This window comes from Bacillus sp. NPDC060175, assembly GCF_042728695.1.
In the GTDB taxonomy this organism is placed as follows: Bacteria; Bacillota; Bacilli; order Bacillales; family Bacillaceae_G; genus Bacillus_A.
The window spans coordinates 38,731-60,390 of record NZ_JBHWYR010000002.1 but is presented as its reverse complement, the minus strand read 5'-3'; the positions used below and the strand labels follow the sequence as shown (position 1 = coordinate 60,390).

The window sequence follows — 21,660 nt, the reverse complement described above, 5'->3', positions numbered from 1 at the left end:
TTGTGATCCGTACGGAAGAGATGCTCTTAAATGTAGGACCGCAGCACCCGAGTACACATGGTGTGTTTCGGCTTGTAATTAAGATTGACGGGGAAATTATTAAAGAGGCTACACCGGTTATCGGATATTTGCATCGCGGAACAGAAAAGATCGCTGAGAGCTTACAATATACGCAAATTATCCCGTATACAGATCGAATGGACTATCTATCAGCGATGACGAATAATTACGTCCTTTGCCATGCTGTAGAGACGATGATGGATCTTGAGATTCCAGAGCGTGCTGAATATTTACGGGTGCTTGCGATGGAGCTTGGGAGAGTTGCGAGCCATCTCGTCTGGTGGGGAACGAACTTGCTTGATATAGGAGCGGTTAGTCCATTTTTATATGCCTTTCGTGAACGAGAGATGATTATAAATTTATTAAGTGAATTGTGCGGTGCAAGGCTTACTTTCAACTATATGAGAGTCGGCGGCGTGAAGTGGGATGCGCCAGACGGTTGGATTGAAAAGGTGAAAGAGTTTGTTCCGTATATGAGAGAGCAATTGGCAGGTTACCACGACCTCGTTAGCGGGAATGAAATTTTCTTAAATCGTGTGAAGGGCGTTGGCGTATATAACGCCGAAGAGGCAATTTCATATTCTTTAAGCGGAGCGAATTTACGGTGCACGGGGGTAAACTGGGATCTTCGTAAAGATGAGCCGTATTCTATTTACGATCGTTTTGACTTTGATGTTCCTGTTGGGAGCACGGGAGATGCTTGGGATCGTTACGTTTGCCGGATGGAGGAAATTGAGGAGTCATTGAAAATTATTGAGCAAGCAGCCGAGCAGTTCCCGAAAGACGGCGCTGTGCTGGCGAAAGTCCCGAAAATTATTAAAGCACCTAAGGGAGAAGCGTTCGTCCGTATAGAGTCACCGCGGGGAGAGATTGGTTGTTATATTGCTAGTGATGGAAAGAAAGAGCCGTACCGCTTGAAATTTCGCAGACCGTCTTTTTATAATTTGCAAATCTTACCGAAATTATTGAAAGGTGAAAATATCGCCAATTTAATTACGATTTTAGGTGGGGTTGATATTGTACTTGGGGAGGTTGACGGCTAATGATTGAGACGCTCTTACAATCACCTTCAAGCTGGACGAATTTCTTCATTTTTTTCGGGTTAGCGGTGCTTCTATTATTTGCAGTCCTTGGCTTCGTTACATACGGTATTTTGGCAGAACGGAAAGTGATGGGATTTATGCAAGGACGGATTGGGCCAAACCAAGTTGGGGGCCGGTTCGGTTTACTCCAAACGGTAGCTGATGTTTTGAAACTATTATTAAAAGAAGATAGCATTCCGAAAGCTGCTGATAAACCGTTGTTTATATTAGCACCTGTTATTGCATTTGCACCAGCATTTATGGTGCTTGCGGTTATCCCGTTTACCGATAAATTTCAGTTCGCGGATATTGGCGTAGGGTTACTGTATTACATTGCTGTTTCTGGGATTACGACGATCGGCGTCGTAACTGGGGGATGGGCATCAAATAATAAATATTCCCTTTTAGGAGGGATGCGAGCGGCGGCACAAATGATTTCTTATGAGATTCCACTTGTGATGAGTGTAATTGGTGTCGTTTTGTTAGCTGGTAGTCTTAACTTGAATGAAATTGTAGCGGCGCAGGAGAAGGTATGGTACATTTTCGCACAGCCAATCGGTTTTGTCATTTTCTTAATCGCGGCAGTTGCAGAGTTAAATAGGACGCCGTTTGATTTACCCGAAGCGGAGTCAGAACTTGTTTCAGGATACCATACGGAATACTCAGGGTTTCGCTGGGCGTTTTTCATGCTTTCAGAGTATGTATATTTCTTCGGAATGGCATCTTTAATTACAGTACTCTTTTTAGGCGGATGGAATCCAGTTATGTTCCTTGGATTTATTCCAGGAGCCGTATGGTTTGCTTTGAAATTTAGCAGTGTGGTCTTTCTATTGATTTGGTTCCGCGTTACGTTCCCACGTATAAGAGGTGACCAGTTAATGGAGTTTGGATGGAAAGTATTATTACCAATCGCACTTGCAAATATTTTCTTAACGGCATTGATTAAGGAGCTATTCTTCTAATCTATGAAGGGGGTGCCAGCAAGAGATGAAAGGACTATTTAAAGGGTTAAAATATACGCTTAGTAATTTGAGTAAGAAAAAGGTGACGTATGATTATCCAAATCAACCGTTGCCATTACCAGACCGCTTTCGAGGTATTCAAAAGTTTTATCCAGAGAAATGTATTGTTTGTAATCAGTGTTCCAACATTTGTCCGACAGATTGCATTCAATTAACAGGAAAAAAACATCCTGATCCTACAAAAAAAGGAAAAATCATCGACACGTATGATATTAATTTTGAAATTTGTATTCTTTGCGATTTATGTACAGAAGTTTGCCCGACAGAGGCGATTGTAATGACAAATAACTTTGAACTCGCAGAGTATTCACGTGATGATTTATTTAAAAATTTGCAGTGGCTTGACGAGAACGACGAGAACGTCAGGAAGGAGAATAAAGCATGAATGGCGAGTTTGTAGCTTTCTTTATATTATCCTTGTCTGCGATTATCGGCGGCGTTCTTATGCTGAACTTAACGAAAGTAATGCATATGATGCTGGCTCTTGTGCTTACATTCCTTAGTATTGCGGGTTTGTATTTTCTCTTATCGGCCGAATTTATCGGAGTTGCACAAATTTTACTTTACTCTGGTGCGATCACCATTATTATGATTTTTGGCATTATGTTAACGAAACATAACGCGGAAAATGAATCGCGCCTTACTCTTCGAAAATGGATTATCTTCTTTGCGGTTGTAACATTTGGAGCAGTTATGTATTTCGCTGTTAATAGTATCGATTTTTCAAATCAAAGCACACAAGGAAGTTTACCTCTCCATGAAAACAACACACTTCAAATCGGTACACTTCTCTATTCAAAATATATTATTCCATTTGAGTTAACCTCAGTTCTTTTACTTGTAGCACTTGTAGGAGCGATTATCCTTGCGAAGAAGGATGAGGGAGAGGAGGATTCCCCATGAGTAGCGTTCCAGCTTCTGCGTATTTAACACTTGCGATTATTTTGTTTTGCATCGGCTTATTTGGAGCTTTAACAAAGCGAAATACAGTAATTGTATTAGTTTGTATCGAATTGATGCTAAACGCCGCCAATTTAAATTTAGTAGCGTTTAGTAAATTAGGCTTGTTTCCGAATTTAACAGGACAAATTTTTTCGCTGTTTACGATGTCTGTAGCGGCAGCGGAGGCAGCGGTAGGTCTTGCAATTTTGATTGCTTTGTACCGTAATCGCCCGACAGTTCATGTAGATGAGATGGATACGCTCAAAGGATAGCATTGTGACCGAAAAGGGGGAAGGAAACAATGATTGATTATGCATGGCTCATACCGCTTTTCCCGCTTGTTTCATTTTTGTTACTTATTGTGTTCGGGAAGAAAATTAGAGAGGGAAGTAGTGTACTAGGTATTTTCTTTACCTTTCTCTCCTTTATATCCGCGGTAGTGGTACTAATAGAACGGTTTTCATCCGAGGCAGTGAAGCATAAGTGGGTATGGCTTAGGGTAGGAGATATAGATATATCATTTGGTTTTGAAGTTACCGCATTAGGAGCTTTAATGTTGTTTATCGTTACGCTTGTGAGTTTTCTTGTACATGTGTACTCAAAAGGTTATATGAAAGGTGACACCAGATTATCAACCTTTTATGCATATTTAGGGCTCTTTACATTTGCGATGCTTGGGCTAGTTATATCGACGAATTTATTACAGCTTTATATATTTTGGGAGTTAGTCGGCCTTGGTTCGTTTTTACTTATCGGTTTTTATTTCTTTAAAGAAGAAGCGAAGGCTGCTGCGAAAAAGGCTTTTATTATGACACGCATTGGGGATGTTGGGCTATTTGTTGGGATGATTTTAATTTTTTGGCACGCAGGTAGTTTTGAATATGACGCGATTTTTAAAGCGATTCATACGGGCGACCTCTCTCCTTCTATGATTACAATAACGGCGATATTAATTTTTATCGGTGCGATGGGGAAATCAGGTCAGTTCCCGCTTCATACATGGTTGCCAGATGCAATGGAAGGACCGACGCCTGTTTCGGCGCTTATTCACGCGGCAACGATGGTTGCAGCCGGCGTATATTTAGTAGCGACGATGTTTCCGCTATTTTCAGCAAGTGCGGTAGCGATGCAAACTGTGGCAATCGTTGGGGCTTTCACCGCAATCTTTGCGGCCTCTATTGGTCTAGTGCAAACAGATATTAAGAGGGTTCTTGCTTATTCTACAGTTAGTCAGCTCGGGTATATGATGCTTGCGCTAGGCTCTGCTGGTTATGTAGCTGGTATCTTTCACTTAACGACACATGCCTTTTTTAAAGCATTATTGTTTCTGGCAGCAGGAAGTGTAATTCATGCAGTCCATACGCAAAACATTAATAAAATGGGCGGTTTACAGAAAAAGATGAAAGTAACCGGTACACTATTTTTAATAGGCACACTTGCAATTAGTGGTGTTCCTCTTCTTTCCGGATTTTTTAGTAAAGATGAAATTTTAGCGGCGGCTTGGATGAATGGCAATTACTTTCTATTCGTTTTAGCAGTAATTGCGGCATTTCTAACAGCATTTTATATGTTCCGTCTATACTTTCTTGTCTTTACAGGGGAAACGAAGACGAAGGAAGAGGTGCATGAATCGCCTCGCACCATGACGTATCCGATGATTGTCCTTGGTGTTCTTGCGGTAGTGGCAGGCTATATAAATACACCGTGGTTCGGGACGTTTCTTGGGGATTGGCTGACGAAGGATATAGGATTCAAGGTGAAGGAAGTGCATGGACCTGTTTGGATTATGGTTGTTGCGACGCTCGTTTCATTCGCTGGAATTGCTCTCGCATATTTCATATATGGTAAGAAATCTATCTCTAGAGATTGGGCTGGCGGAGAAGGGACGCCTCTTTATAACCTTTTGAAAGAAAAATATTATGTGGATGAACTATACAATGTGACGGTGCTTCCTATTACGAAAGGAATCGCTCATGTGCTTCGCTTATTTGAAGTATACGTTGTAGAAGGAATCGCAGTTTTAATTACTGGATTCGTTAAAGTTATGAGTGGCCTAGGATCACGGCTTCAAAACGGGAATGTACAAGTGTACGGAACTGTAACAGCAGTTTCACTCGCGGTACTCGTGATTATTTTGTTATATACGGGAGGGGATTTACGATGAATGGATTGCTATTAACGTTCTTCATTTTTTCCCCACTTTTAGGAATTCTCTTGCTTTTATTAACGCCGAAACGAGAATCGCGTACAGTGCAGGCGCTTGGTTTATTCGGAACGGCGCTTCCATTTGGAATTGCTATCGTCCTCGCTTGTACATACGCTTCAGGAAAGAGTTTATCGATATTTGATGAAAAAGTGAAATGGATTAAATTTGGGGATTTCACAGCAGTGGACAAAAGGTGGTTTTCAATTTATTACGAGCTTGGTATTGATGGTTTATCGCTTGTAATGATGGTGCTCACAGCCCTTCTAGCGATGCTTGCAGCTATTGCGGCATTTTCTATTAAAAGAAATTTGAAAGCATTCTACATGCTGTTACTCATGTTAGAAATAGGGATGCTCGGTGTCTTCGCTGCTCAAAATTTAATGCTGTTCTTCATCTTCTTTGAAATTACGTTGCCGCCAATGTTTTTATTAATTGGTAAGTGGGGGAAATTGTCGAGTGAAAAGGCTGCATATAGTTATTTAATATATAACGGTATTGGATCAGCTATTTTACTTATCGTTTTCTCGGTTTTATTTGCGAAAACAGGTACGACAAATATTGCGGAGCTTAAAGAAATATTAACGAGTGTAGGTGCTGGGGGGGGAATGGCCGTCTCAAGTAGCTTACAGTTCGGCTTGTTTCTTGCCATAATGATTGCTTTTGCGATTAAACTCCCTGTTTTCCCTTTGCATCGCTGGATGGTCAATGTACACATAGAAGCGCATCCTGCTGTAGTTATGCTTCATGCGGGGATTTTGCTGAAGATTGGTGCGTACGGTATTGTTCGCTTCGGGAAAGGATTATTCCCAGAATATTTTCGTGAGTTTGCAACGCTAATCGCGATTTTAGGGGTAATTAATTTATTGTATGGGGCCTTTCTAGCACTCATCCAAACGGACTTTAGAAAGGTACTTGCTTACTCTAGTATTTCGCATATGGGCATTGTATTAATGGGTCTTGCGGCGTTAAATGCACCAGGTACACAAGGGGCGCTGTTCCAAGTTGTGTCTCACGGTTTAATTGCGGCCTTACTCTTCTTCTTGCTTGGCATTATTGAAGAGCGTTTCGGGACTTCGGATATTACAGCACTTGGTGGACTCGCAAAAAGTGTTCCTGTGCTTAGCGGTTTCTTCCTAGCGGGCGGTATGGCATCGCTTGGAATGCCAGGGATGTCTGGATTTATTAGCGAATTCCTTGCCTTTCTCGGTTTATTCCAAGGAAAACCGGTTATCTCTGCCGCGGGTGTACTTGGAATTATTTTGACCGCTGTATACGTATTAAGAGCGACACTTCAAGTGACATTTGGTAAGAAAGAATGGGAAGTGAAATCTGATATACACGGATGGGAGTACGTTCCTGTTATAGTGCTTATCGTTTGTATTATTGCAATTGGCGTAATGCCAGAACTACTAGGGGATCCGCTTCAAACTACATTGAAAACATTGGGGGTGAAGTAGGATGGATATGAACACATTACTTAGCTTATCATGGCATCTCATGGTACCAGAATTCATTATTCTCGGGGCAGCCATCCTTCTTTCCGTGTGTGATTTGTTTTTTAAGCTGAACCATAGATACGTTGCGATTGGTGCAATTGCCGCTGTCTTGTTAGCGATAGTGTCATTAATTACGCTATACAGCGAACCGGCAGGAGATATTTTAAATGGATCGTTTGTGCTAGATGGATTTTCAAAAGGATTTAAAACGTTGTTATTAGGCGGAGCAGCTCTCATTTTATGTATGGCAATGAGCGATGATGAGAAGGAGCCTATTCAAGATAAGGGAGAATATTATTATTTAATTTTAATGGCGCTCCTTGGAGCGATGTTCATGGCTTCAAGTGTTGATTTCATTACACTATTTGTAGGTTTAGAGTTGCTTTCGCTTTCTTCCTATATTTTAGTAGGAATCCGAAAAAGAAACCGCGCATCGAATGAGGCTGCAATGAAATATGTCATTAACGGAGGAATTGGAACAGCAATTACACTCTTTGGAATGAGTTATTTATACGGTATTACAGGATCGACCAACATAGTGGAAATGCAAAGGGTATTTACCGGGGAGTTGGCTGGTGGCATTCAATTATTGCTAGCTCTCGCATTTCTACTTTTGCTCGTTGGACTCTCATTCAAAATTGCAACAGTGCCATTTCATATGTGGGCACCAGATGTATATGAGGGAGCCGCTACACCTGTCACAGCTTTCCTCGGAACGATTTCTAAAGTTGCTGGATTTCTACTCATTACGCGTTTGTTTCTTATGGTGTTTGCAGGCGTGGCAATCCAAGGAGACGCACAATCTTTGTACGGGCGTATGAGTATATACATTGCTGTACTAGCTAGTATTACGATGATTGTTGGGAATGTAGTAGCATTAAAGCAATACAACGTAAAACGTCTATTTGCCTACTCAGGTATCGCGCATGCTGGGTATTTGCTAGTTCCCCTTGTAGCGCTATCACAGTTTACGATGGATAGTATGTGGTTTTATATGCTTGCATATATGCTTATGAATATAGGAGCATTTGCAATCATCCACGGATTAATCTTACAAAATGATAAGGAAAATATGACGATTTTTGCAGGGTTATATAAGCGATCCCCCTTTACAGCTATAGTGATGACGGTCTTTATTTTATCGTTAGCTGGGATACCTGGGACAGCAGGTTTCATCGGAAAAATTAACATCTTTTTAGGGGCACTTCATGTTGAACCTGCTCATTACGTATTAGCTTCAATTATGATGGGGACAACAGTTATTTCATTCATATATTATTTCCAAATATTACAGCAAATGTTTTTCCGTACTGGAGAGACAGACGAGAAAATTCAGTTACCGTTAAATATAAAGATTGTCATGAGTCTTTGTGCAATTTCGATTGTAATACTAGGGATTATGCCGATGATTGGTTACAATTTCTTCTATGAATATTTTCCATTAATGAAAGATTTCTTCTTCTTAGGTAACGTGGTACAATAGTAAAAATAAAAGGTGTAGAGTCCGTACTCTACGCTTTTTATTTTGGAGTAATAGCAAATGAAAACACCTATAGGTATATGTTTTTTAACAGAAAATTACGATTTAAAATGTAAGATGCTTATTTGCGTGTGAAAAAGTGTGGCTTCTACTTATTTATGGTATCGTTTTTTACATTTTGCGTAAGTAGTAGCCAAGCAAAAAAAAGGGGTCGATTTTTTGGCACATCTTTTAGGGCAACAAGCACTGATTGCCATTGTTTCGCATTTATTATTTATTACCATTACGTGGTGGGCCTTACAAGGTATTCACATTGAGCGCTTAATGAAGTCTGGGAAAGTGATGCAGACGAGAGTATTACTCATCCTAATTACAATTACAATTGGGACATCTGTAAGTAACTTTTTCCTTGATTATTTAGGCTATTCAAAGAGTTTAACGTATTTAGTAAAGTAAGTGTATAGAACCTCATATCTCCGTTAACAATGGGGATAGGAGGGGATGAAATTGAAGTTTAAAGCCATTCTTATTGTTATCGTAAGTGTTGTTTTATTTTTGGTTGGATATAAAGAGATGAAACCTATAAGCGATGAACAGAAAATGGAGAGCATGATTGTAGCTTTAGAGAAGAACGATGCAAAAGTAGAGCGGTGGTCATGGTTAGCGCGAGAAACGAAAACAATTTCTAATATACATACGTTTCAAAAATTGTTAAACGATGTGAAGGAAAAGGCAAATATCCAAGAGTGGGAATTAGAACAATCTCCAGATGGATATAAGGCTACATCCTATAAAAAATCTTCTTCACATGAAGAACGAATAGTAGTAACTTGGAGTAAGGAAAATACTAAAGAAAACACTTTTATTATTTTTGAAGTGAGCGGGGCGAAATGGGACCCGAAGTACGTTCAGAACATAGATAAAATTTTTAGTGAAAAACCTATAATTTACACTTGTGTTCAAGGTGTACTGAATGATAAGATTGAAGGTGTTTTGCAAAATAAAACCAATCAGGTTTTGAAAGATCTTTCAGCAAGAGCGATCGAGCAGATAGAAGAAAGAGCATTTGTATCAGTCTCCGCATATAATAAAAAGTGGAATGACGCTCTTTCAACAAATAGAGAGAAAATAAATGTGCAAATAGCAATACGTTCTACAAACAACAAAGATACAATTGTGGTTGGCACACCGATCATAACTTCTGAGTATTGAGTGAATAGATACTGAAAAAAGGACACGGAGGGGAATAATTTGGAAAAGATCATCGTCCGTGGCGGAAAGCGGTTAAGCGGCACAGTGCGTGTTGAGGGCGCAAAAAATGCTGTATTACCTATAATCGCTGCAGCCCTATTAGCGAGTGACGGAAAGAATGTACTATCTGAAGTACCAGTATTATCTGATGTATACACAATCAACGAGGTATTACGTCATTTAAATGCTGAAGTCGTATTTGAAAATAACCAAGTAACAATCGATTCTTCTAAAGAATTAAACATTGAAGCACCATTTGAGTATGTACGTAAGATGCGTGCATCTGTTCAAGTAATGGGACCATTATTAGCACGTAATGGTCGTGCTCGTATTGCACTTCCTGGTGGATGTGCAATTGGTTCACGTCCAATTGACCAACATTTAAAAGGCTTCGAAGCAATGGGAGCGAAAGTAAAAGTTGGTAACGGATTTGTTGAGGCACACGTAGAGGGCGAACTAAAAGGAGCTAAAATTTATTTAGACTTCCCAAGCGTAGGCGCGACAGAAAACATTATGTCTGCAGCTACATTAGCAAAAGGGACAACAGTCCTTGAAAACGCAGCGAAAGAGCCAGAAATCGTTGACCTAGCTAACTTCTTAAATGCAATGGGAGCGAAAGTACGCGGAGCTGGAACTGGAACGATTCGTATTGAAGGCGTTGAAAAATTATATGGTGCAAACCACCCTATTATTCCTGACCGTATTGAAGCAGGAACATTCATGGTTGCAGCGGCAATTACAGGTGGAGACATCTTAATTGAAAATGCTGTGCCTGAACATTTACGCTCAATTACAGCGAAAATGGAAGAAATGGGTGTTAAAATTATTGAGGAAAATGAAGGTGTACGTGTTATCGGCCCAGATAAGTTAAAAGCGGTTGATATTAAAACTATGCCTCATCCAGGTTTCCCAACAGACATGCAATCACAAATGATGGCATTATTACTACATGCTGATGGAACAAGTATGATTACAGAAACGGTATTCGAAAACCGCTTTATGCACGTTGAAGAATTCCGTCGTATGAATGCTGATATTAAAATCGAAGGTCGTTCTGTAATTATGAACGGTCCAAGTAGCTTGCAAGGTGCTGAAGTAGGCGCAACTGATTTGCGTGCTGCAGCAGCATTAATTTTAGCTGGTTTAGTATCAGAAGGTTATACTCGTGTAACAGAGTTAAAACATCTTGACCGTGGTTATGTAGATTTCCATAAGAAATTAGCTGCATTAGGTGCAACTATTGAACGTGTAAACGAAAAAGTAGAAGAAGTGAAAGAACAAGAAGTTTCTGATCTTCACGCTTAATTAAGATGGTCTCTATGTCTTTTGACGTAGAGGCTATTTTTTTTGGGTTATTACTGTTATAGTCAATAAATTCTATACTTATGCACGTCTCAGTAAAAATATTTAGAAAATTTCCTATTTACCCCGCTATTTGCGTTCAGTAAGACTCCCACCTCAAAACTCCACCTCATTTAAATTTCACTTTATATCGATACCCCCAAGTATGTTCTAAAAAATCCCGTAGTTCCATAAGAATGAAAGGAATCCAACTTTATATTGGGGGAATAGGATGAAATTTTCAAAGCCACTTTTCATTACAGTAGCGCTCCTAATAGCGCTCGTTATCATTGTACCTGCTGCTCTTGTTATTCCGTTTGCGAAAGCAAAAGTAGGGGAAGAAGCAGCTTCTAAAACTCCTCCAGCGATAGAAAGTATACCAGCTCCAGGGAAAGTGGATACAGCGGTTCAAGTTGCTGTATACCGTGATCAGCAGAAGAAGGTAGAAACATTGCCTATGGAGGAGTATGTGGCCGGTGTAGTAGCTTCTGAGATGAATGCCAGCTTTGAAATAGAGGCGCTAAAGGCGCAGGCATTAGCAGCAAGAACATTTGTAGTGCAGCGCATGCTAAGCGGTGGTAAGAAAAACAATGCGGACGTGACAGATACGGTGAAAGATCAAGTGTACAAAAGCAAAGAGGAATTGAAGAAACAATGGGGTAATAATTACGAAAGTAATTTAAAGAAAATTGAGGAAGCCGTTTCGAAAACCGCAGGACAAGTTTTAACGTATGATGGAAAACCAATTTCAGCATCCTTCTTCTCAACGAGTAACGGCCGAACAGAAAATGCAGCTGATTATTGGGGAAATGATTATCCGTACTTAAAGAGTGTAGATAGTCCGTGGGATCAAGCCTCTCCAAAATTTACGAGTGAGCAAAAATTCACAGTAGCTGATTTTCAAAAACGTCTCGGTGTGAAAATACTTGCGGACGGAAAGGTCGGTAATATTAAAGACCTTACGGAAGGAAAGCGAGTAAAGGATGTAGCCTTTCAAGGAAAAACATTAACAGGAAAACAAGTTCGTGAAAAGTTAGATTTACGCTCCTCAGACTTTACGTGGAAACAAGAAGGGGATAACATCGTCGTTAAGACGAAAGGTTTCGGCCACGGCGTTGGTATGAGCCAGTACGGTGCGAATGGTATGGCAGGGGAAGGTAAGAAATATACAGAGATAGTCGCTCATTACTATAAAGGCGTTGAAATAAAGACGATGAACGATTATGAAGGAAAATTGATGGTGAAGAAGTAGGTGTCAGGGGTTTCCTGATACCTACTTCTTTTTTGTTTAAAATATCATAATTTCCCATTATTTGTTTGGTATAATGAACTAAAAAACATTTGGGGGAGACAGAATGGCGTTATTGGAGTTGAAACAATTAGGGAAGACGAATCAGTTATCGGCAGTTGAACTGGAGGTTGAAAAAGGACAATGTGTTGTTTTGCAATGCAATAATCATACAGCTAAAGTGTTGCATCGCATTATTATCGGAGAAGAAGAGGCTTCTTCGGGCAGTGTGTTATTTGAAGGGGAGCCGATTGGAAAGAAAGTATATTCACGCATCGGTTTTTGTTTTTTGAAAGATGAAGCATACGACCGTTTGAAGGTGAAGGAGTACTTCAAGTTTTTGTTAGGTCTGTATGAATTCAATATGAGTATGGAAGAAGTAGTACAATATGTCGGTCTCCTAGATAAGCTAAACGTGAAAATAGAAAAATTGTCATTTTCAGAGAAACGGCGCCTTCATATTGGGAGGATTATGATTCACAATCCGGATTTAGTCATTTTAGAAGAGCCAGAGCAAAATGTAGATACAGAGAGTACGATTATTATTCGAAAATCGATTATGAAAATGAAAGAACAAGGAAAGGCAATCTTTATTACGTCCTCCTTTTTATCAGATGCCCTTTCGCTGACAGAAGATGTATACATATTAAACAACGATGGTGTGAAAAAGATAGAAATAGAGCAAGAAGAAGTAGATGAAGAAAAAGTAGTTCAAATGATTCCGCAAATGAAACTTGAAAGAATTCCAGCGAAAGTGAACGATAAAATCATTTTACTGGATCCGATGGAAATTCATTTCATTGAAACACAAAATGGAGTGACACATATTCATGTGCGTGAAGGAGATTTCGTATGTGCATTAACATTAAGTGAACTAGAAGCGAGATTAACAGGATTCGGGTTCTTCAGATGCCATCGCTCGTACCTCGTTAACTTACAAAGAGTACGAGAAGTTATTACGTGGACACGTAATAGTTTTAGTTTAATTTTGGATGACGAACGGAAAAGCTCCATTCCGCTTTCGAAAGGACGAATGGATGAATTAAAAGGTGTAATTGGGCTATGAAAAACGCTTCAATAAGCTCAAAATAGGATTCATTCACCGGTAAAAATACTCCTTTTACCGGTATTTTACTGCGCCTACCCTTTGTTTTTCATATGATTGAGTCAAGAAAAGCGAAACAAACAAACGAAAAGAGCTAAAGCGACTTTCATCTATAAAAAGAAAAACAAAGGGGATGACGAAATGACATTGGCAATTGAAATGAAAGATGTAATGAAAAGTTTCGATGGAAAAACGGCCCTTCGAAATGTAAATATTGAGGTGAAACAAGGAGAAATCTTTGGATTCCTCGGACCGAGTGGATCCGGGAAAACGACAACAGTGAAAATTTTAACTTCTCAATTGCTTCATAGTGTTGGAACTGTAAGAGTATTAGGTAAAGACATTACAGGACCAAGTAGCATCGATTACAAACGAATCGGTATTTTAACAGACAATAGCGGCTTATATGAAAGACTTAGCATTTATGATAACTTACTATTATTTTGTGACTTATACGATTGCAAAAAAGAACGAATTGATGAAGTACTAGCACAAGTAAACTTATTAGATGATAAAAAAACGCCAGTAAAGAAACTATCAAAAGGAATGAAGCAGCGCGTCACATTGGCAAGGGCAATTCTTCATAAACCAGATATCCTCTTCTTAGATGAACCAACATCCGCACTTGATCCAGTAAACGTGCAAAACATTCATAAAATCTTAAAAGACTTAAACAAAGAAGGAACAACCATTTTCTTAACAACGCACAACATGGAGGAAGCAGAAACGCTTTGTAACCGCATTGCCTTTCTGTGCGGGGGAGAAATTGTAGCACTTGATACACCAGAAAACTTGCGATTAAAATACGCGAAAGATCAAATACAAGTTGTGTTAAAAGATAAACAAAAAGAAACGGTACAAAAAGATGAATTAGGAGCAAAACGCATTTCAGAATGGATGAAAAAAGGCGAATTACTATCTATTCATTCACACGAGCCAACGTTAGGCGATATCTTTATTGAAGTTACTGGGAGGGGACTATAATGACATTTTCAATGAGACGATTTTCAGCTATTTTTCGGAAAGAGGTACAGGATATTAAAGCAAATGCATCTGTACTTGTAATGGCAATACTTCCAATTATATTTGCTTTTGTTTATGGACAGATGGATGGACCGAAAGATGAAATATCTAATATGGTAACTTTAATGGCTTTAACAATGGTAGGAAGCTTTGTTCAAGCGGCTTTAATTGCGGAAGAAAAAGAGAAGCATACCCTACGTGTGCTGATGTTATCACCAGCATCATCGTTAGAAGTGTTACTAGGAAAAAGCGCATTAACAGGTCTTATTACATTTGCAATTTGTTTTAGTAACTTCGCGATTTTAGGTGTGGTAAAGGGGAATATTACATTAATAGTTCTATTTTTACTTATTAGTATATTTTTCTTTCTTATGCTAGGTACGGCGATTGGATTAATAGCTAAAACAATAGCATCAACATCAGTAGTAGGTATGCCAATCTTATTTATTTTCCTTCTAGCTCCAATATTAGGAAGTTTTTTAAAAAATGATTTTGTAAAAAAAATGATTGATTTTCTTCCAACGAAACACCTTGCGGATGCAATGCCGAAGCTAATGAACGGAAAGGGATTATCAACTGTTAGTGGTGATTTAATAAATATAATAATTTGGTGCGTACTTTCTATTATTCTTTGTATTATCGTTTATAAAAAGAAACAAATGGACTAAAAACTGAGCTCAAACGCTCAGTTTTTTCTTTTTTCATCATTTCCTCGGAAATTTTGCAATTCTTATACATATTTTTACAGAATTTGTCGAAAAGTAATTAGTTATAGGTTGTATAGGATGAGTGAATATTGTTCAAAATGATTGCTGAGGTGATGATGGAATGCGAGGAAGAAATAGTAAAAAGTCACAAAAGGTAGTACATTTATTTCAAAAAAGATGGGTGTTTCCAGCACTATACATTGCTTGTGCAGCGGTAATCTTAATGGTTGCGCTATGGTTCCAGGGAGCTAATCCAAAGAAAGCTCCGAACCAAGATCAAGCAACACCGTATACACAAACGGAAGATCCAGCAGTACCGGTAACAAAATCTTCAGAAGTAGTGAAAATGCCAGCTGCAGTAAATGCAGAAGTAGTAGTACAGAAGAAATTCTATGAAGATGCAGCATCAGAGGCGGAACAAGAAAAAGCACTTGTCTTTTATAACAACACATATTCCCCGAATAAAGGAATCGACATTGCTGCGAAAAACGGAAAAGAATTTGATGTTACAGCTGCTTTAAGTGGTACAGTAACGAAAGCTGAAAAAGATTCACTTCTTGGTTATGTTGTAACGGTAGATAGCGGAAATGGTGTAGCAGCATCTTATCAAAGCTTAGGCAATGTGAAAGTAGAAAAAGGTGCAAGAGTTGCGCAAGGTGAAGTGTTAGGAAAATCAGGTCTAAATGCAATGAATAAAGAGGCAGGTTCTTACGTTCACTTTGAAGTACGTAAAGACAATGTGGCTGTGAACCCTGAGCGTTATTTAAATAAATCAGTAGCAGAAATTAAAGCTGATGCAGGTGCTGCAAAGGCGACAAATGCTTCTGGTAAAAAGGCTGATGACAAATCTCAAAAAGAAGAAAAGTCAACAAGCACGAAACCAGAAAGTAAAACAGAAGATAAGTCTAAAAAAGAAGAGAAATCAACGAATGGTTCTACAGAATCATCTAACGGTTCTTCTTCACAAGAATAATAAAGTAAAAAAATCAGTTCTCATTAGGAGAGCTGATTTTTTTATTTTCATATAAAAATAATCAATTTCGAGAAAAAAGTTGCAATAACAAGGAAAAATGACGAGATTCTCGAATATATATTACAAAAGGGAGGGGATACTGTGTCATTTTTATCTGTTCTGTCGATTGCTATCATTTTATTGTTTGTTTTATTCGCTTTATATTATTATATTGCCGGTAAGAAAGAAGTTCCCCACCATCAGTTGTTAGAAGAAGAATATGAAAGAGAAGAGTGACACCTTTTATAAAGAGGTGTCACTTTTTTTCGCCATAATTGTCATGGTTAACGTATTTCTCACAAAAAAATGTAATTTTCCTTAACTTAGTCCGCAAAAATAGTGAACATGTAGCATATATCAGTAGTGCGGGCAATACAATGGTATAAACCAATGCAAAGAGAGTGTTTGAGGTGAGAAATCGTGAATCATTTCATTATAAATCCAAGAATGTTTAACGCTTACAAACAGCACTCACATTTACTTCATAGTCGTATGCAGCGAGTCTCATTTCACACTTCTCACATCCAATTTAGGGAGGCGAGTGGTGTGCACGATTACATCAAAGAGAGAACTATCAAGATTGGCAAGTATATCGTGGAGACAAGAAAGACAGTGCGTGTAATCGCAAAGGAGTTTGGGGTATCAAAGAGTACAGTCCATAAAGATTTAACAGAACGTCTACCAGAAATTAATCCAGAGCTCGCAAATGAAGTGAAAGAAATTCTTGATTATCATAAGTCTATTCGTCATTTAAGAGGTGGAGAAGCAACAAAGCAAAAGTATCGTAAAGAAGATACAGAAAACCCTGTGCGCCAATAAATCTAAAATAGCAAACATTCCTTGCGAATTCGGTAATATTTTTCAGAAGAATTCTTTTTGCGAATATTACGTTCCTGTTAAATTTATGATAAAATCAGAAATTAGGTGTAAAAGAATTCGGGTATAACCTGATTTTGAATATCGAGGAGGAAATGACGGGAATGTTTGCGCGAGATATCGGAATTGACCTAGGTACGGCTAATGTATTAATTCATGTTAAAGGTAAGGGTATTGTATTAAATGAGCCATCTGTTGTGGCAATTGATCGTAATAGTGGAAAAGTATTAGCAGTAGGTGAAGAAGCAAGAAGTATGGTGGGACGTACACCTGGTAATATTGTGGCAATTCGTCCACTTAAAGATGGTGTAATCGCAGATTTCGACATTACAGAAGCAATGTTAAAGTATTTCATTAACAAATTGGACGTGAAGAGCTTCTTTTCAAAACCTCGCATTTTAATTTGCTGTCCAACAAATATCACATCTGTAGAGCAAAAAGCAATTCGTGAGGCTGCTGAACGTTCAGGTGGTAAAACAGTATTTTTAGAAGAAGAACCAAAAGTAGCCGCAGTTGGTGCTGGTATGGAAATCTTCCAACCAAGCGGAAACATGGTTGTTGATATTGGTGGAGGTACAACAGATATCGCCGTACTTTCTATGGGTGATATTGTTACCTCTTCCTCTATCAAAATGGCTGGCGATAAGTTTGATATGGAAATCTTAAACTACGTTAAACGTAAGTATAAGCTATTAATTGGAGAACGTACTTCAGAAAATATTAAAATTAAAATTGGTACAGTATTCCCAGGTGCACGCAGTGAAGAGCTTGAAATTCGCGGACGTGACATGGTAACAGGTTTACCACGTACAATTACAGTATGCTCTGAAGAAATTACAGAAGCACTAAAAGAAGACGCAGCTATCATTGTACAAGCTGCAAAAGGCGTACTAGAGCGTACACCACCAGAACTATCTGCGGACATTATCGACCGCGGTGTTATTCTAACAGGCGGTGGAGCTTTATTACACGGTATCGACATGCTTCTAGCAGAAGAATTAAAGGTACCAGTATTAATCGCTGAAAACCCAATGCAATGTGTTGCTATTGGTACAGGTGTTATGTTAGAGAATATCGATAAATTACCACGTCGTGCATTGAAATAAAGTGAAAAAGAGCTAAGGGAAAACCTTAGTTCTTTTTTTGATTTTTTTAATTCTGATTTTTTACGAAAACGGAAGGAAAATAGAGAAAAATAAAGAAATAATGCTATATATTCATATATATAGTTGAATTTAGTGTTTTCTTATTTGAAAACGTATGTAATATAATGATTCGGAATACGACATTAAGGCAAAGAATGTTCAAATACATATTGCCTTTCCCTAATTTGGGCATACACTCTTTTCTACCTCCGTGTCAGTTGCTGGGAAGTGCAACTATTTTAATGGAATAGAGTGTGTGCATTTTTTTATATATAAAGCTGAACGGACTAAAGTTTCACTTTATAATGACAAATAATAAACAAAATGGGATAATAACAATATGTCCAAGTGGTAAGACCAATATTACAAAAGGGGCGATTGTTATATGCTAAATATAGAACAAATTAAAGAAATCATTCCTCACCGCTATCCATTTTTACTTGTTGATAAAATATTAGAAGTAGATGAAGGGAAAAGAGCGGTCGGAATTAAAAATGTATCCGCAAATGAAGAGTTCTTTAATGGACACTTTCCTGACTATGCAGTTATGCCTGGTGTATTAATTGTAGAAGCGTTAGCGCAAGTTGGGGCAGTTGCTGTATTAAAGAAAGAAGAAAACCGCGGGAGACTTGCTTTCTTCGCAGGCATCGACAACTGTCGCTTCAAAAAACAAGTACGCCCAGGTGATCAACTTCGCCTAGAAGTAGAAATGACACGCGTACGTGGCCCGATTGGAAAAGGAAAAGCGATCGCAACAGTAGATGGTGAAGTTGCGTGTGAAGCTGAAATTACATTTGCAATTGGTGATAAAAAAGAATAGAGAGTAATTTAAAAATCCTTCTGCATATTACAGAAGGATTTTTTTAATTACCTATATTTTTTGTTCTAAATATAAAAATACAAAGTAATCAGAAAGTTTTTTTGTAAATGAATGGAAGTTTGTATATAATAGCGATGTAAATATCTTGAAATTAAGATAAATGATAGTGCGACAAAAATAGAGATGTCGTTGTCACATTATAGAGGTTATGAGATAGGACAAAGGTTATTATGATTCGTTATGATGAACTGTAGAGGAAAGTAATGGGGAAATTTAACGGTAGAAGTAAATGAAAAATAGGCGTAGCATATCGAGCATAAAAGAGAAAAAGGGGAAAATGTCGTATTTTGAAAAAGAGGAGATCATAACATGTTCGGGAAAAAAAAAAGAAAGCCACTAAGACAATTAATTACACATAAAGAGCCTAAATCACGTATTGCAGAACAATACCGTAACATCCGTACAAACATTGAATTTACATCTGTAGATAGTCATGTTCGTTCTATTATTGTCACTTCAGCAGATCCAGGTGATGGGAAAACAACGACTATTTCTAATCTAGCAGTTGTTTTTGGGCAACAAGGGAAAAAAGTATTGTTAATTGGAGCGGACTTACGTAAGCCGACAATTCAAAACTTATTTGCAGTTCATAATTCAAATGGATTGACGAACTTATTATCAGGACAAGCGAAACTCATGCAATGCATTCAAAAAACAGATATAGAGAACGTATATGTAATGGCATCAGGTCCTATACCGCCAAACCCAGCTGAACTATTAGGGAGCCGGGCTATGGACGAGGCGTTGCTAGAAGCATATGACATGTTTGATATTATTTTAATCGACACACCGCCTGTCCTTGCGGTTACCGATGCCCAAATACTTGCGAACAAATGTGATGGAATCGTACTTGTCGTGCGCAGTGGAAAAACAGAAAAAGATAAAATAGTAAAAGCGAAACAAATATTAGACAAAGCGTCAGGTAAACTACTTGGTGCTGTGTTAAATGATAAAAGAGAAGAAAAGGAGCAATATGGTTATTACTAAAATATAAAAAACCAACAAGAAATAACTTGTTGGCTTTTTATTGTTTTCTGGAAATTATTTATCAAGTTACGCAGTATAAAAAACATGATATGATAAAAAATTTGGGAATTTGATGGAATGTGTTGTCATATTTAAGATTATTTTGTAAGATTATATATGTTTTTAAATAGCAATCGTACATAGATATTACTAAAATAAAAAAAATGTAAGATTATATGTTATAATTTTTCTTATGTGCAAATTTTAGAAAGTTGGAGGAACTTATGGAAGAAACAATTAGTTTAAAAGAGTTATTTCATATCTTAAAAAAACGTCTAGCAATGATCCTCGTAATCGCCTTTGGTGCAGCTATAGTAAGTGCTATCATTAGCTTCTTCTTTATGACACCAATCTATCAATCTTCGACGCAAATTCTTGTGAACCAGAAGAAACAAGAAGGGGCAATGATTCAAGCTGGTGAAATTCAAACAAATATTCAATTAACGAATACATATAAGGTCATTATTAAAAGTCCAGTAGTCTTAGACCAGGTGAATGAAAAATTAAATTTAAATATGACTGCACAAACTTTAACAGAGAAGATTAATGTTGCAAACGAAAAAGACTCACAGGTCATTTCTGTAACAGCTGAGGATAAAAATCCAAAAGTAGCTCGTGATATTGCAAATGCAACAGCGGATGTATTTAAAGGTGAAGTTGCAAAAATTATGAATGTTGATAACGTAACTGTACTATCAAAAGCGGAAGTTGCGGAAAATCAATCTCCAATTAAACCACGTCCGATGTTAAACGTAGTAATCGCTTTCGTTGTGGGCTTAATGGCTTCAGTTGGTCTTGCATTCTTACTAGAATACTTAGATAACACAGTGAAAAAAGAAGAAGATGTAGAAAACTTACTTGGCTTACCAGTGTTAGGTATCGTTGCTCGTATGGATGAAGAAACAATGAACGTGAAATCACATGCTCCATCATCAAGAAAAGTGAGGGGACAGACAATTGGTTCTTAATAGTTTATTTAAAAAGAAAAAAAATCATCGTCAACGTCGTCAACTAATTGCTCATCAACAACCGAAATCACCAATTTCAGAACAATATCGTAATATTCGAACGAATATTGAATTTGCGTCTGTTGATACAAACTTACATTCGCTAATGGTAACGTCTGCTAACCCGAGTGAAGGGAAAACGACGACAACAGCGAATATGGCAGTTGTTTTTGCTCAACAAGGAAAGAAAGTATTATTAATTGATGCAGATATGCGTAAACCAGCGATGCATCAAATGTTCCAAGTAGACAATATTGTCGGATTAACGAATGTATTAACGCATAGTCAACGTTTAGAGAAGTGTATACAAACGACAAATGTAGATAATTTACACTTTTTAGCGTGCGGCCCAATCCCGCCGAATCCAGCAGAATTATTAGGTTCAAAATCAATGAAAGAACTTCTTGGACAAGCATACAGCATGTACGACTTAGTTATTTTTGATATGCCACCTATTTTGGCTGTTACCGACGCACAAATTATGGCAAATATATGTGATGCTTCTATTCTTGTCGTCCGTAGTGAATCGACAGAGAAAGAAACAGCAGTAAAAGCAAAAGGATTGTTAGAATCAGCTAAAGGTAAATTGTTAGGCGTTGTTCTGAACGATCGTGAACGTGAAGAAGGCTTATATTATTATTACGGCGCAAACTAATGAAAAGAGTGAGATATGGTTGAAACATATCTCCTTTTTTCCCTTGAATATGAGAT

General features: G+C 38.0%; 23 protein-coding genes. All 23 read left to right on the top strand.

The genetic code is table 11. From position 1 onward, the window contains the following. Positions 1-2 precede the first annotated feature (2 nt). The gene (gene nuoD, locus ACFWDE_RS01545; protein ID WP_078179514.1) at positions 3-1,103 is read left to right on the top strand and encodes an NADH-quinone oxidoreductase subunit NuoD; all 1,101 of its coding nucleotides are present in this window, start codon (positions 3-5) and stop codon (positions 1,101-1,103) included. Further along, positions 1,103-2,104 (top strand): NADH-quinone oxidoreductase subunit NuoH, encoded by a 1,002-nt coding sequence (gene nuoH, locus ACFWDE_RS01540; RefSeq protein ID WP_002144750.1) that lies wholly within the window; start codon positions 1,103-1,105, stop codon positions 2,102-2,104. Before nuoD ends, nuoH begins: the two co-directional genes overlap by 1 nt. Positions 2,105-2,129: 25 nt before the next feature. Then, positions 2,130-2,549, top strand: a complete 420-nt coding sequence (gene nuoI, locus ACFWDE_RS01535) for an NADH-quinone oxidoreductase subunit NuoI (protein WP_000677191.1) — start codon at positions 2,130-2,132, stop codon at positions 2,547-2,549. Then, positions 2,546-3,067, top strand: coding sequence for an NADH-quinone oxidoreductase subunit J (locus ACFWDE_RS01530; RefSeq protein ID WP_377889578.1), 522 nt, complete (start codon positions 2,546-2,548; stop codon positions 3,065-3,067). The genes nuoI and ACFWDE_RS01530 overlap by 4 nt, the downstream gene beginning before the upstream one ends. Beyond that, a complete protein-coding gene (gene nuoK / locus ACFWDE_RS01525; protein ID WP_000100081.1) occupies positions 3,064-3,378 on the top strand; it encodes an NADH-quinone oxidoreductase subunit NuoK in 315 nt (104 codons plus the stop codon). Before ACFWDE_RS01530 ends, nuoK begins: the two co-directional genes overlap by 4 nt. Before the next feature lie 29 nt (positions 3,379-3,407). Next, positions 3,408-5,270, top strand: a complete 1,863-nt coding sequence (gene nuoL, locus ACFWDE_RS01520) for an NADH-quinone oxidoreductase subunit L (protein WP_377889576.1) — start codon at positions 3,408-3,410, stop codon at positions 5,268-5,270. Then, positions 5,267-6,769 (top strand): NADH-quinone oxidoreductase subunit M, encoded by a 1,503-nt coding sequence (locus ACFWDE_RS01515; protein ID WP_377889574.1) that lies wholly within the window; start codon positions 5,267-5,269, stop codon positions 6,767-6,769. The genes nuoL and ACFWDE_RS01515 overlap by 4 nt, the downstream gene beginning before the upstream one ends. Before the next feature lie 7 nt (positions 6,770-6,776). Next, the gene (gene nuoN, locus ACFWDE_RS01510) at positions 6,777-8,291 is read left to right on the top strand and encodes an NADH-quinone oxidoreductase subunit NuoN (RefSeq protein WP_377889738.1); all 1,515 of its coding nucleotides are present in this window, start codon (positions 6,777-6,779) and stop codon (positions 8,289-8,291) included. A gap of 216 nt (positions 8,292-8,507) precedes the next feature. Further along, entirely contained in the window at positions 8,508-8,744 is a 237-nt protein-coding gene (locus tag ACFWDE_RS01505; RefSeq protein ID WP_002113021.1) for a DUF1146 family protein, read from the top strand. A 51-nt stretch (positions 8,745-8,795) separates the two neighbouring features. Next, on the top strand, positions 8,796-9,500 hold the full coding sequence (locus ACFWDE_RS01500; protein WP_377889571.1) for a YwmB family TATA-box binding protein: 705 nt from the start codon (positions 8,796-8,798) through the stop codon (positions 9,498-9,500). 39 nt (positions 9,501-9,539) lie between these two features. After that, on the top strand, positions 9,540-10,844 hold the full coding sequence (gene murA, locus ACFWDE_RS01495; protein ID WP_002068497.1) for a UDP-N-acetylglucosamine 1-carboxyvinyltransferase: 1,305 nt from the start codon (positions 9,540-9,542) through the stop codon (positions 10,842-10,844). A gap of 268 nt (positions 10,845-11,112) precedes the next feature. Then, a complete protein-coding gene (gene spoIID / locus ACFWDE_RS01490) occupies positions 11,113-12,132 on the top strand; it encodes a stage II sporulation protein D (RefSeq protein ID WP_377889569.1) in 1,020 nt (339 codons plus the stop codon). A gap of 103 nt (positions 12,133-12,235) precedes the next feature. Then, positions 12,236-13,234: a LytTR family transcriptional regulator DNA-binding domain-containing protein gene (locus ACFWDE_RS01485; RefSeq protein ID WP_377889567.1), complete on the top strand. Its 999-nt coding sequence runs from the start codon at positions 12,236-12,238 to the stop codon at positions 13,232-13,234. Between the two features lie 180 nt (positions 13,235-13,414). Then, positions 13,415-14,257: an ABC transporter ATP-binding protein gene (locus ACFWDE_RS01480; RefSeq protein WP_215597083.1), complete on the top strand. Its 843-nt coding sequence runs from the start codon at positions 13,415-13,417 to the stop codon at positions 14,255-14,257. Next, the gene (locus ACFWDE_RS01475) at positions 14,257-14,964 is read left to right on the top strand and encodes an ABC transporter permease (RefSeq protein ID WP_265623143.1); all 708 of its coding nucleotides are present in this window, start codon (positions 14,257-14,259) and stop codon (positions 14,962-14,964) included. The genes ACFWDE_RS01480 and ACFWDE_RS01475 overlap by 1 nt, the downstream gene beginning before the upstream one ends. Positions 14,965-15,124: 160 nt before the next feature. Beyond that, positions 15,125-15,976, top strand: a complete 852-nt coding sequence (gene spoIIQ, locus ACFWDE_RS01470; RefSeq protein WP_377889564.1) for a stage II sporulation protein SpoIIQ — start codon at positions 15,125-15,127, stop codon at positions 15,974-15,976. Positions 15,977-16,117: 141 nt separating this feature from the next. Next, positions 16,118-16,252: a hypothetical protein gene (locus ACFWDE_RS01465; RefSeq protein WP_002016211.1), complete on the top strand. Its 135-nt coding sequence runs from the start codon at positions 16,118-16,120 to the stop codon at positions 16,250-16,252. 309 nt (positions 16,253-16,561) lie between these two features. Continuing rightward, positions 16,562-16,834 carry a sporulation transcriptional regulator SpoIIID gene (gene spoIIID / locus ACFWDE_RS01460; protein ID WP_002089714.1) on the top strand — a complete coding sequence of 91 codons (273 nt, stop codon included), beginning with the start codon at positions 16,562-16,564 and terminating at the stop codon, positions 16,832-16,834. Between the two features lie 161 nt (positions 16,835-16,995). Next, a complete protein-coding gene (gene mreB, locus ACFWDE_RS01455; protein WP_002144762.1) occupies positions 16,996-17,997 on the top strand; it encodes a rod shape-determining protein in 1,002 nt (333 codons plus the stop codon). Between the two features lie 424 nt (positions 17,998-18,421). After that, the gene (gene fabZ, locus ACFWDE_RS01450) at positions 18,422-18,856 is read left to right on the top strand and encodes a 3-hydroxyacyl-ACP dehydratase FabZ (protein ID WP_000931959.1); all 435 of its coding nucleotides are present in this window, start codon (positions 18,422-18,424) and stop codon (positions 18,854-18,856) included. A 369-nt stretch (positions 18,857-19,225) separates the two neighbouring features. Then, positions 19,226-19,903, top strand: coding sequence for a CpsD/CapB family tyrosine-protein kinase (locus tag ACFWDE_RS01445; RefSeq protein ID WP_377889559.1), 678 nt, complete (start codon positions 19,226-19,228; stop codon positions 19,901-19,903). Between the two features lie 263 nt (positions 19,904-20,166). After that, positions 20,167-20,910, top strand: a complete 744-nt coding sequence (locus tag ACFWDE_RS01440; protein WP_377889557.1) for a YveK family protein — start codon at positions 20,167-20,169, stop codon at positions 20,908-20,910. Then, positions 20,900-21,604 carry a CpsD/CapB family tyrosine-protein kinase gene (locus ACFWDE_RS01435; RefSeq protein ID WP_377889555.1) on the top strand — a complete coding sequence of 235 codons (705 nt, stop codon included), beginning with the start codon at positions 20,900-20,902 and terminating at the stop codon, positions 21,602-21,604. The genes ACFWDE_RS01440 and ACFWDE_RS01435 overlap by 11 nt, the downstream gene beginning before the upstream one ends. Positions 21,605-21,660: the final 56 nt, after the last annotated feature.

Bases quoted from the DNA above. Each gene is read 5' to 3' on its own strand.
- fabZ (WP_000931959.1), top strand. From the start codon at position 18,422: ATGCTAAATATAGAACAAATTAAAGAAATCATTCCTCACCGCTATCCA.
- ACFWDE_RS01485 (WP_377889567.1), top strand. From the start codon at position 12,236: ATGGCGTTATTGGAGTTGAAACAATTAGGGAAGACGAATCAGTTATCG.
- nuoK (WP_000100081.1), top strand. From the start codon at position 3,064: ATGAGTAGCGTTCCAGCTTCTGCGTATTTAACACTTGCGATTATTTTG.
- mreB (WP_002144762.1), top strand. From the start codon at position 16,996: ATGTTTGCGCGAGATATCGGAATTGACCTAGGTACGGCTAATGTATTA.
- ACFWDE_RS01475 (WP_265623143.1), top strand. From the start codon at position 14,257: ATGACATTTTCAATGAGACGATTTTCAGCTATTTTTCGGAAAGAGGTA.
- ACFWDE_RS01515 (WP_377889574.1), top strand. From the start codon at position 5,267: ATGAATGGATTGCTATTAACGTTCTTCATTTTTTCCCCACTTTTAGGA.
- nuoI (WP_000677191.1), top strand. From the start codon at position 2,130: ATGAAAGGACTATTTAAAGGGTTAAAATATACGCTTAGTAATTTGAGT.
- ACFWDE_RS01445 (WP_377889559.1), top strand. From the start codon at position 19,226: ATGTTCGGGAAAAAAAAAAGAAAGCCACTAAGACAATTAATTACACAT.
- nuoL (WP_377889576.1), top strand. From the start codon at position 3,408: ATGATTGATTATGCATGGCTCATACCGCTTTTCCCGCTTGTTTCATTT.
- ACFWDE_RS01480 (WP_215597083.1), top strand. From the start codon at position 13,415: ATGACATTGGCAATTGAAATGAAAGATGTAATGAAAAGTTTCGATGGA.
- nuoN (WP_377889738.1), top strand. From the start codon at position 6,777: ATGAACACATTACTTAGCTTATCATGGCATCTCATGGTACCAGAATTC.
- ACFWDE_RS01440 (WP_377889557.1), top strand. From the start codon at position 20,167: ATGGAAGAAACAATTAGTTTAAAAGAGTTATTTCATATCTTAAAAAAA.
- nuoH (WP_002144750.1), top strand. From the start codon at position 1,103: ATGATTGAGACGCTCTTACAATCACCTTCAAGCTGGACGAATTTCTTC.
- spoIIQ (WP_377889564.1), top strand. From the start codon at position 15,125: ATGCGAGGAAGAAATAGTAAAAAGTCACAAAAGGTAGTACATTTATTT.
- spoIID (WP_377889569.1), top strand. From the start codon at position 11,113: ATGAAATTTTCAAAGCCACTTTTCATTACAGTAGCGCTCCTAATAGCG.
- ACFWDE_RS01530 (WP_377889578.1), top strand. From the start codon at position 2,546: ATGAATGGCGAGTTTGTAGCTTTCTTTATATTATCCTTGTCTGCGATT.